Source organism: Flavobacterium zepuense (assembly GCF_007097145.1).
GTDB lineage: Bacteria > Bacteroidota > Bacteroidia > Flavobacteriales > Flavobacteriaceae > Flavobacterium > Flavobacterium zepuense.
Map to the genome: position 1 here is coordinate 532,761 of NZ_VJVZ01000002.1, position 11,580 is coordinate 544,340.

Sequence of the window (11,580 nt, forward strand, 5' to 3'; positions counted from 1 at the left end):
GTGAAGTCAATTTTTTCGCAAAATATACCATCTAAACTACTACCTTACAGCGAAAAACGCATTAGCAGCTACTTAAACAACCATTAGATTGTTGTATAGGGAAGCAAAGATATCTGATATTATGATTTCATTAATAAAATATATTGCCATTTACATTTTATTAACATATTTTTATAATATCACGTCATTCATACCCTTTAAAATGCTTTTTTTATCGTTTAATGTTTTAATTACAAACAGATAAAGTAAATTTGCCTAACATAATATTGCAGTTTGAAAATTTTTAATTCGATACAGGAGTTTAGCGCTGCCAAAAAAACCATTGTAACCCTTGGTACTTTTGATGGCGTACATAAAGGCCATAAGAGCATTTTAGAAAAGCTCACCAAAAGCAGCAAACAAACGGGCTGCGAAAGCGTAGTGCTCACTTTTTTTCCGCACCCGCGCATGGTTTTGCAGCAAAGCAGCGACCTTAAATTACTCAATACCATTACAGAAAAAGCCTGGCTGCTGGAGCAGTGCGGTATAGACAACCTTATTATCCACCCGTTCAGCATGGAGTTTTCGCGCCTTACGGCCGAAGAATTTGTAAAAGATATATTGGTAGACAGCCTTAACATCTGTAAAATAATTATAGGGCACGACCACCGTTTTGGCCGCAACCGCACTGCCGATATTAATGACCTGATACGCTTTGGGCAGGAATATAATTTTGAAGTAGAACAAATTACCGCACTTGAGGTTAATGAGGTATCGGTAAGTTCTACCAAAATAAGGAATGCACTGGTAGAAGGTAATATTTATACGGCTAACCGCTTTTTGGGCTATCCGTATTTTTTAACCGGTAAAGTTACTACCGGCAAACAATTGGGCAGGACCATAGGTTTCCCTACTGCTAATATTGCCATCGCCGAAGACTACAAGCAAATACCCGCACAGGGTGTGTATGCTGTGTCATCTGTAATAAATGGCAAAACCGTTTTGGGCATGATGAACATAGGCACCCGCCCTACGGTTGATGGCACCTACCAAACCATTGAAGTACATTTTCTTGATTTTGATGCCGATATTTACGGACAGGAACTTAAAATAAACCTTCACTACAGGCTGCGTGCCGAACAAAAATTTGACGGTATAGACGCTCTTAAAGCGCAATTGCAAAACGACAGGCTGCAAACTATAGATTTTTTTAAGAACAAGGAGGTATGAGGGAACGCCTGTTTAAGCAAATAGATAATGCACCGTTGGTGGTATTCAGGATTTTCTTTGGCTTTTTATTAGCCTGCGAAACCTTTGGCGCCATCTTAACAGGCTGGGTAAAAAATAACTTTATCACTCCTAAGTTTACCTTTTCGTTTATAGGAATGGACTGGCTACAGCCATTGCCCGGCTACGGCATGTATTTTTATTTTGCGGTTATGGGTATTTTAGGACTAATGGTTATGGCTGGCTATAAATACCGGTACAGTATAGCGCTTTTTACTTTATTATGGAGTGGTGTATATTTTATGCAAAAAACATCATACAACAACCATTACTACTTATTAGTGTTGGTATGCCTTATAATGTGTTTTTTACCGGCACACCGCTACGCATCTATAGATGCTAAGCAAAACCCCGAAATTAAAACCCTTAGCATGCCCGCGTGGTGCTCCTGGGTTATGATAGCACAGGTTACCATAGTATACTTTTTTGCTACGCTGGCAAAATTTTACCCTGCCTGGTTAGACGGCACTTTTACCCGAAATTTATTAGACTCATCGGTAAGTATACCATGGCTGCATGATATAATGACCCAAAAGTGGTTTTACCTGTTTATTGCTTATGCGGGTATTGCTTTCGACGGACTCATAGTACCGCTAATGCTTTATAAAAGAACAAGGACAATAGCATTTATCGCTTCTATAATCTTTCACATATTTAATTCGATAACGCTGCAAATAGGCATCTTCCCGTTTTTTGCTTTAAGTTTTGCGGTATTCTTTTACCCGCCCGATACAATAAAGAGGGTATTCCTTAAAAAGAAGCCAGCTTTTTTAAGCGAAGGCACATCGTATAAAGGTAAAAAGATCCTGCTTTATTTTTTTGTACCCTACCTTATTATACAGGTATTGCTGCCCCTGCGCCATTATTTTATTGAAGGTGATGTACTGTGGACGGAAGAAGGCCACCGCCTTAGCTGGCGCATGATGTTGCGCAACCGCAACGGCAGGACGCATTTTGTAGTAATAGACAAGCAAACAAAACAGGAACTTAATTATAGCCTTAGCGAAAACCTTACGCCTAAGCAACGCAGCGCCATGAACACCCGCCCCGATATGATTTGGCAAATGGCACAGCGCATAAAACAGGATTTTGCAAAACAGGGAAAAGAGGTAGAAGTACACGCTAACAGCACTGTGGGCGTTAATGCAGATCCTAATAAAATATTTATAGATCCTAACGTAGATCTTGCTGCTGTACCATGGGACTACTTTGCCCACTGCGACTGGATTTTATTATATGATGATAATAATATTCCTATTAAATAAACACTTTAACAATTTCTTAAATTTATAATACTTCTTTTATTAAAATTTTATTAATTCACATTTAGTTAGCCGATTTTATTGGTAAATTCGGGTATGGTTATTTATCAGGCCTCTCTACACACACTTTAGCCAATAATAACTATGTTTTCAATAGTCTGTAAAACAAAATATTAACTGAATAAGAACACAAAAAGTAAAAGAATTATGAAAGCTTCGAGAATCATCATCAACGGTATACTAATATTTGTAGCTATGGGCGCTTTTTTCCTGTTAATGCAGGTATTTGGCTTACATAGAAATGTGTATTTAAGGCTTGTAAATTTTGTATTTGTAATTTATGGTATTAACCGCACGCTACAAGGCAATTTTAAAGATAACATCAACGGGTATTTTACCAATATCGCATCGGCAATACTTACAGGTGTACTAAGCTTAGTTCTTGGTGTATTTGCCTTTATGCTGTATGCCGAAGCCCAGGGTGGAGAAGCTTACCTGCAGGAATTTGCCGACACTTACATTTTTGGCGGCAGTAATCCATCGCCGTACCAGTTTGGTGTAGGTTTATTTATAGAAGGCCTTGCATCATCAGTAATTGTATCATTCGCACTGATGCAATATTGGAAAGATAAAGTAGAAAAAATTGACACTGTAGATGACAGGGCGCACAACCCCCACTAAACTTTGGGTAAGTTAGGGCCTACATTAACGGGAAATTGGTTATTTTTGAAGCCGATAATACACACACAAAATCCGTTATGAGCATAAAAAGGCACGACTGGACCAGGGAAGAAATTATAGCACTGTATAACAAGCCGTTAATGGATCTGCTTTTTGAGGCAGCCACCATTCATAGAGAACATCACGACCCAAATGTAGTGCAGGTTTCTACCCTGCTTTCTATAAAAACCGGGGGCTGCCCCGAAGATTGCGGCTATTGCCCGCAGGCAGCACGTTACCACACTAAAGTAGAGGGCAACGACCTTATGGGGGTTGCACAGGTTAAAGCTCAGGCACTTAGGGCCAAAGCCAGCGGATCATCGCGCGTTTGTATGGGCGCTGCATGGCGTAACGTTAAAGACGGGCCGGAGTTTGACCAGGTTTTAGAAATGGTGCGTACCATTAATAAACTGGACATGGAGGTTTGCTGTACCCTTGGTATGATAACCGAAAACCAGGCTAAAAGGCTTGCAGAAGCCGGACTTTACGCATACAACCACAACCTTGATACGTCGGAAGAATATTACAAAGAGGTAATATCAACCCGTGGTTTTGAAGACCGTTTGCAAACCATAGAAAACGTAAGGAAAACTAACGTTACCGTTTGCAGCGGAGGTATTATAGGTATGGGCGAAAGTGTAGAAGACCGCGCCGGCATGCTGGTAGCATTGGCTTCATTAAGTCCGCAGCCGGAATCAGTGCCTATTAATGCATTGGTAGCGGTAGAAGGTACCCCTATGGAAAACGAAAAACCTGTTGAAATTTGGGAAATGATACGTATGGTTGCCACAACCCGCATTGTTATGCCCGAAACACAGGTACGTTTATCGGCCGGGCGCACACAAATGAGCCGTGAAGGCCAGGCCATGTGCTTTTTTGCAGGGGCTAACTCCATCTTTGCAGGTGATAAACTGCTTACTACCCCTAACCCGGATGTAAACGAAGACATGAAAATGTTTGAAATGCTGGGCCTTGTAGCTCAAAAGCCATTTACAAAAGTATCGCAGCCAAAAACTGTTGAGGCAGAAGATTCGGAATTTGCACCGCTTGGCGAAAAACCAAGGTGGACGCGCCCGGGACATAAAATTGAACGTAACCTTGAAGCATCAGGTAAAAAATAATAATTGCGTACTGCAATTTCAAGTAAGGCTGTCTATTTATTAGGCAGCCTTTTTTATTGCCATGTCATCCAAATAAACAAATTACCAAATCCTCACATAAACGCATAAACCCGTATATTTGGCGTTACTAAAATTGTATGAAAATGCCAAAAAACAAGATAAATATAAAGATAGCCATTGTGCTGTTGTATTTATTTTTTGGTACATCGGCTACAGCCAATACTATTGCACATTGCGATTCGCTTATTAAACAAGGCATTGATGCCATGTGGAAAAAAGATTACGTGCACTCGTTGGAACTCCTTACCGAAGCCCGTAACCTTGCCGAAAAAAACCGCTGGTACAAGCAGCTTTTCCTTGCAACCAACAACATAGGTGCAAACTATTATTCGCGACTGGATTATGGCGAAGCCCTTAACTATTATCTGGAAAGTTACAACATAGCGGTTAAGGAACTGGAGCCAACATCTGAAATGGTGGTGCTAAATAACATCGCTATCCTGTACAGTAAAGAAGAAAATTACGAAAAGGCAAGGCTTTACTTTAAAAAGGCCTACGAAATTGCAAAAGAAAATAAAGATACTATAAAGATAGGCCTCTATGCCATGAACCTGGGCAACGTAGCAAATGAGAGTGGTAATTATACCGAAGCGCGCAGGTATATTTTAGAGTCTATTCCACTATTAAAAGAAGCGCCGGAACTTGCGCTTATGGCACAGACAGGCCTTGCTGAGAACGATTTGCTATTGGGGCACGCTACACGGGCACGCGAAAAAGCACAAAGCTTATATAAAGAAGTCAATAACCTTAATTTTAACGATTTAGGGCAATCGTTACTCTTTGTTATTGCAAAGGCATACTCTAAGGAGGGCAATTATACCGAAGCGATAAATACCATAAAGACCCTCCTGGCAAACAAGCCTAACCTTGAAGCTAAAAAAAGTATTTATGAGGTATATGCCGATATTTACACGCGCAGCAAATTGTATGACAGGGCACTGGCCTATAAAGATTCGGTTATAAGGGCAGAAGGTGAACTCAATAAAATTAAAAATGGCCGCCAGTTTGAGAACAACCGTGTAAAGTTTGAAATTCAGGATTATAAAAACCAGATAGCTATTAATGAAGAGAAGCTATCGGCAGAGCGTAAACTCTTTTACTACATCATCGCGGTAATTATAGCCATTGTAACCATTATTATACTGATACTTAGAAACCTTTCGGTTAAACACAAGCAAAAACAGCTTATTGCCGAAAGCAACCAAAATGCAATGGCGCTGGAGCTTGAAAAAGAAAAGAACGAAAACCTGCTGCTGGAAAAACAAATAAAAGAACGCGAAACTACCGCACTTTTAGAGCAGGAACGCCTTAAAAGCGAGATAGAGGCCCGTAACCGTAAGCTATCTGCCAAGGCATTATACCTCTCAGGCAGGAACGAACTTATAGAGGAGATACTTTCCTCTTTAAGCAGCACTACAGAGCTGGCAAAGAACCCATCGCTTAGTGGGCACATCAAAACCTTAAAAAGCCACCTTAAAACTAATGATGAGTGGGACAGCTTTATTACCCATTTTGAAGAGGTAAACAATAACTTTTTAAACCGCTTAAAAGAAAAACACGCTAACCTTACAGCGAACGATGTGCGTTTTATAGCTTATATATATATGAATTTAAGCACTAAAGAAATTGCATCGATGCTTAATATTACCGCCGAAGCCTGCCGTAAACGTAAAGAACGCATTGCCACAAAAATGCAGTTGCCTCCCAACACAACACTTTACGATTATCTTTCGGCAATTTAAATCACTACTACAATCGTTTTAGTATAAAAATTTAACAATATCATATACTAATTCAACAATTTCACAGTTTCTTTTTATGTAAACTGTCACATTGACTATATTTGGCAAAAAATTACTTAAAAAGATGTTAAGAAAAGGACGTACAAAAATGTGGTTCAGCATTATGCTGCTGCTATTGCTATGCTCTTTATGCAACGGCCAGACTATGGACCATTGTAATGCCCTTTTAAAAAAAGGAACCGCAGAATATGCCGCCGGCAATTATGCCAAATCGCTCGAATTGTATACTGAAGCTCTGGCCCTTGCCGAAAAAAACCATTGGGACAAGCAGGAATATGATGCCCAAATAAATATTGGCAATAATTATTATGTAATGCTGGATTATGGCGAAGCGTTAGAGTATTTTTTAAAAAGCTATACCACAGCGGTTAAATACCTTACCCCAAAAGAAGAAATTGCTTCCTTAAACAATATTGCCAATCTGTATACTAAGGAAAAGTTATACGAAAAAGCCAAAGAATATTACACCCGCGCTTACGAAACAGCAAAAGAACAAAATATAGAGTCGCGCATGGGCCTACCGCTCATGAACCTGGGCTATATATACAACCTGCAAAACCAGCCACAAAAGGCACGCCCATACATAGAGCAGTCTATGCCTTACCTGGTAAAAATACCAACTCATTATTTATCAGCTAAAGTATTGCTGCTGGAAAATGACCTTTTAATGGGCAATACAAAAAAAGCAAGGGATGGTGCCTGGGCAATGTATGAATCTATGGAAAACCCTACCCTGGATAACCTTGATTATTTTATATGGCAAATAGTTGCAAAAAGCTATTTTGAGGAAAATAATTTTAAGGATGCCGAAGCTTATGCTAAAAAATTGTTAGCACAAAACCCCGAACCCGATTTAAGGCGCGATGTATTTGACTTGCTGGCACGCATCTACAAAAAATCAAATAACCTTAATAAGGCATTAGCATGTAAGGACTCGATAATTGAGCTTGATAAACGAATAAACGACAGTAAAAACGGCCGCCTGTTCGAGAACAACCGTGTACGTTTTGAAATAGAAAATTACAAGAACCAGATAAACGCTAACGAGCAGAAGATAACCGGCGAGCGCATTTTATTTTATTCGGTACTGGCAGTAATTGCAGCGCTGGTAATAATTATTACCCTTGCATTGCGCCAAAAAAAGATGCTGGCTGAGCGTACCCAGCATATAACGGCATTTGAGCTTGAGAAAGAAAAGACCAACAACCTCCTTCTGGAAAAACAAATTACTACTGCTCTATTAGAGCAGGAACGCCTTAAAAATGAGGTAGAGAACAGGAACAGAAAATTATCCAGCAAAGCGCTGTACCTATCAGGCCGTAATGAGCTTATTGAGGATTTTGTGACTTACCTTTCTAAAAAGCCACGCCTTGCAAAAGACCCTACCATTGTTAGCTACATTCAATCGCTTAAAAACCACTTAAAGACCGATAACGAATGGGATAACTTTATTGCCCATTTTGAGGAGGTAAATCAGGGCTTTTTAAACAGGCTTAAAACACTGCACCCATCGTTAAACAGTAACGACATCAGGTTTATTGCCTATACGTACATGAACCTTAGCATAAAAGAGATTGCTTTTATACTAAACATTACTGTAGTAGCGTGTAAGAAGCGAAAAGAACGCATTGCCGCAAAAATGGAAATTCCTAAAAATGTTGATTTATTTGATTATATATCAGCAGTTTAAAAATTACCCGTCGCCAAAATTATCACTTTACGTCGCTTTATTTTCCGGTTTTTAAACAGGTAAAAAACCGTACACCTGTTTTTTTTGAGTAATGTTGCCGTAACCATTTGCTAATAAGGCATTAACCCATCATTACATGGGCAACTGCCTTTAAGAATCATTTTTATTCTGCTCACACCCCCAATTTTGCCGGGGGTATTGCTTAGTAAATCGCTACCTGCTATTAAACAACTCAAAATAACCATGAAAAGAAAATTACAATTACTACGCAGGGGCGTGGGTATGGCGCTATTGCTACTGGCACCATCGGCGTATGCCCAGTGGCAGCAGGATTTATGGGTGGGCAAGCAGGCTTACAACTGGTGCGACAGCTATAACAAGGGCATTAATTTTAGTAGCGGCAGCCCCGTTATTTTTACAGGTGTACAACTATCGGCGCTGGAGGGTTCTACAACAATATCAGATGTTAACGGCGAACTGCTCTTTTATGCGGGCCAGCATAAAATATGGAATAAAAACCATCAGATTATGCTAAACGGCAATGATTTGTTAGGTGGTGGCGATAGCAGCACGCAATCGGGCGTGTTTGTGCAAAAACCGGGCAGCACTAATATTTATTACCTTTTTAATGTTAATACCCCAGACGCTATTACAGGCCTTATTTATTCGGAAATAGACCTTACTCTGGCAAGCGGCCTTGGCGGTGTTACGGCAAATAAAAATATTATGCTGGACAACATGGTGGGTGTAGAAAAAATTACAGCCGTGCATCATGCCGATGGCGAAGGCGTTTGGGTAATTACCCACAGGACAGGCAGTGCCGAGTTTGTTGCCTATCTGGTAACATCGGCCGGCGTTACCACTACTCCTGTGGTAAGTGCAGTAGGTACCGCATACTCGGGCATAGACCCGAATGATGTTTACCTTGCAGGCAATAATGGGGGCGTTGGGCAGCTTAAAGCATCGCCGGATGGCACTAAATTAGCCGCCGCCATACTGGACGGAACCAATAAAGGAGTAGATCTTCTTGATTTTGACAACCAGACAGGTATTGTTAGCAACGCCAAACATTTATCTGATAATACAGGGTTGGTATACGGTTTGGAATTTTCGCCAAACAGCAGGTTCCTGTATGTGTCGGATCCCAGCGGAGGGTGGGTTTTTGGGGGTACGGTACATCAATATGATGCTACCCTCGGTACTGAAGCCGATGTGGCCGTCTCTAATACTATTATTGCTACATTACCATCAGGGTCAGCCTATGGCAGTTGTGCCATGCAGCTTGGCCCAGATGGAAAGATCTATATTAAAGATGTGGTGGGCGAAGTATTAAATGCCATTAGCTACCCTAACAACCAGGGCGTTGCGGCAGGATTTACAGCTGCGGCTATTAATTTAGGCAGCAGCATAGGCACCCCCGCCTTTATACAAAGCTACTTTGAGTCGGGTATTTTAGCCGAGGAGGGATGCCCCGGCGATATCGCCTTTACCCTCCTCCGGATACCTGATGCTACAAGTATTACATGGGATTTTGGCGACCCGGCCAGCGGTGCCGATAACATATCAACCGTTGCAGAGCACAGCTACACTACAGGCGGCACCTACACAGTTACCGCAACCATAACCAGTAATGGCGCCACACAAACAGCAACAGGGCAGGTAATTGTTACCAACCCTAATGGTAATATTACCACGCCAACGGCTGTGACCTTATGTGCCGATGCTAACGGAACTGCAACATTTAACCTTAGCCTGCAAACACCTATTATATTAGGGAGTTTAGATGCTACCTTATACACAGTTACCTATTACCCTACTGTGGCTGATGCGCTTGCCGACACCAATGAAATTACCACACCGGCTGCATTTACATCGGCGGGGCAGACAATATATGTTTCTGTTACCCATAACGGGAACAACTGTACCAGCTACACACAGTTTAATGTTGTTGCAAGTCCGGCGCCGGTGCTTCCCATTGTGCCTGATCTTGAAACCTGCGATACCGCTGCTATAGATGGATTTGCAATTTTTAACCTTACCCAGCAGGATGCACTTTTATTACAAGGGTTAACAGGTGCAAACATTGCCTATTACACTACAGAGGCTGATGCTCACAGCGGCACCAATGCCATTACTACACCTGCATCATTTACTAATACAGTGAACCCGCAAACTATATACGCAACAGTTACTACAACCTCAGGTTGCCACAGCGTAACTTCTTTTAGTATAGACGTGCTCCCGGCACTGCAGCTGCCATCGGTTGGTAACCTACAGGAATGCGATACCAATGCTCAGGACGGGATTACAAATTTTGATTTAACGCAACAGGACGGTGCCCTTTTAAGCGGCATTACAGGTACTGTTGCTTACTATACTACAATGGCCGATGCCCAGGGGGGAGTGAACCCGGTAATTTTCCCCACTAATTTTCCTAATACTTCAAACCCCCAAAACATTTATGCAGTGGTAACCAACAGCACTACAGGATGTACGGGCACGGCCATTTTTACTATTGAGGCATTACCGGTGCCAACAGCCACAGCGGTATCAGATTTGCAAAGCTGTACCAATGTTTTTAATCTTATAGTACATACCGCTTCCCTGCAAGGGCAGTCAGGATATACCGTTGCCTATTTTACAAGCCTTGCCAACGCAGAGGGTAACATCAATGCCCTTGCCACGCCAAATGCTTTTGAAAGCACAGGAACAATACAAACCATTTATACACGTATAAGCAGTGGCGATTGTTACACCGTTACTACGTTTGATGTTATTACACTCCCTGCACCGCAAATAGGCGGCAGCCTGGTTATAGAGGGCTGCCCACCGTTTAATCTGGGCACAGCAGTTAGTGGCACAGGCCTTAGCTTTAGTTACTACACATCTCAGGAAGATGCTGATAACAATATAAATGCCATTGCCAATCCGTTGGCGTATGAAATTACCACCGGGAATTTAACAGTATACGTTCGTGCCGAAACTACCGATGGCTGTGAGGCTTTCGCCGAAATTGAACTGCAAACCGGCGCTTGTGATATACCTAAGGGAATATCGCCCAACCGGGATGGTTTTAACGACACGTTTGACCTTTCTTATTTTGATGTGCAAAAACTTAGCGTGTTTAACCGTTACGGCCAGGAAGTATACACTCGTAATAATTACACCAACCAGTGGTATGGCCAGCAGGAAAATGGTAAAGAACTGCCAACAGGCACATATTATTATGTAGTTGAGCTAAGTGGCGGCATTAATAAAACCGGTTGGGTTTACATAAACCGCCAGGAAAACTAAATACCTTGCAAACTGCCGTTTGTTATAAATGGCAGTTTGCATTTATTATCACAATAAACCGTAAAGGCCAGAGAATTCTACATTAAAAAATTTTAACACAGCTAAAAGCGTAATTTTTTTCTTAAATAAATGTTAATGAACGAAAAATAATTATCTTTAGCCACCACGAATCAGGGCTTTTTATTACGGTAAAAAGCTTTTGTTCAACCCAATAAAACACACATACCCGCATGAAGAAAATTTATTTTGCAGCATTAATGGCATTGGGAGGCCTGCTGGATGCCACTGCGCAGCAGGACCCGCATTACACCCAGTACATGTACAACATGAACGTAATAAACCCGGCTTATGCGGGCAGTAAAGAA

8 protein-coding genes are annotated in these 11,580 nt (G+C 41.4%); all 8 read left to right on the plus strand.

Translation table 11 applies throughout. The features are described 5' to 3' along the window. Positions 1 to 273 precede the first annotated feature (273 nt). Positions 274 to 1,209, plus strand: a complete 936-nt coding sequence (locus FMM05_RS05200) for a bifunctional riboflavin kinase/FAD synthetase (protein WP_143372272.1) — start codon at positions 274 to 276, stop codon at positions 1,207 to 1,209. Then, positions 1,206 to 2,531 (plus strand): HTTM domain-containing protein, encoded by a 1,326-nt coding sequence (locus FMM05_RS05205; protein WP_143372273.1) that lies wholly within the window; start codon positions 1,206 to 1,208, stop codon positions 2,529 to 2,531. Before FMM05_RS05200 ends, FMM05_RS05205 begins: the two co-directional genes overlap by 4 nt. 204 nt (positions 2,532 to 2,735) lie before the next feature. After that, positions 2,736 to 3,209: a hypothetical protein gene (locus FMM05_RS05210; protein WP_143372274.1), complete on the plus strand. Its 474-nt coding sequence runs from the start codon at positions 2,736 to 2,738 to the stop codon at positions 3,207 to 3,209. Positions 3,210 to 3,286: 77 nt separating this feature from the next. Continuing rightward, the gene (gene bioB, locus FMM05_RS05215; protein WP_143372275.1) at positions 3,287 to 4,369 is read left to right on the plus strand and encodes a biotin synthase BioB; all 1,083 of its coding nucleotides are present in this window, start codon (positions 3,287 to 3,289) and stop codon (positions 4,367 to 4,369) included. Between the two features lie 143 nt (positions 4,370 to 4,512). After that, positions 4,513 to 6,171: a tetratricopeptide repeat protein gene (locus FMM05_RS05220; RefSeq protein WP_185965505.1), complete on the plus strand. Its 1,659-nt coding sequence runs from the start codon at positions 4,513 to 4,515 to the stop codon at positions 6,169 to 6,171. A gap of 124 nt (positions 6,172 to 6,295) precedes the next feature. Further along, a complete protein-coding gene (locus tag FMM05_RS05225; RefSeq protein WP_143372277.1) occupies positions 6,296 to 7,921 on the plus strand; it encodes a tetratricopeptide repeat protein in 1,626 nt (541 codons plus the stop codon). Positions 7,922 to 8,164: 243 nt separating this feature from the next. Beyond that, entirely contained in the window at positions 8,165 to 11,215 is a 3,051-nt protein-coding gene (locus FMM05_RS05230; protein WP_143372278.1) for a T9SS type B sorting domain-containing protein, read from the plus strand. Between the two features lie 230 nt (positions 11,216 to 11,445). Next, the coding region (locus FMM05_RS05235) for a type IX secretion system membrane protein PorP/SprF (RefSeq protein ID WP_143372279.1) at positions 11,446 to 11,580 on the plus strand (135 nt) is incomplete at its 3' end.

Bases quoted from the DNA above. Each gene is read 5' to 3' on its own strand.
- FMM05_RS05205 (WP_143372273.1), top strand. From the start codon at position 1,206: ATGAGGGAACGCCTGTTTAAGCAAATAGATAATGCACCGTTGGTGGTA.
- FMM05_RS05210 (WP_143372274.1), top strand. From the start codon at position 2,736: ATGAAAGCTTCGAGAATCATCATCAACGGTATACTAATATTTGTAGCT.
- bioB (WP_143372275.1), top strand. From the start codon at position 3,287: ATGAGCATAAAAAGGCACGACTGGACCAGGGAAGAAATTATAGCACTG.
- FMM05_RS05220 (WP_185965505.1), top strand. From the start codon at position 4,513: ATGCCAAAAAACAAGATAAATATAAAGATAGCCATTGTGCTGTTGTAT.
- FMM05_RS05225 (WP_143372277.1), top strand. From the start codon at position 6,296: ATGTTAAGAAAAGGACGTACAAAAATGTGGTTCAGCATTATGCTGCTG.
- FMM05_RS05230 (WP_143372278.1), top strand. From the start codon at position 8,165: ATGAAAAGAAAATTACAATTACTACGCAGGGGCGTGGGTATGGCGCTA.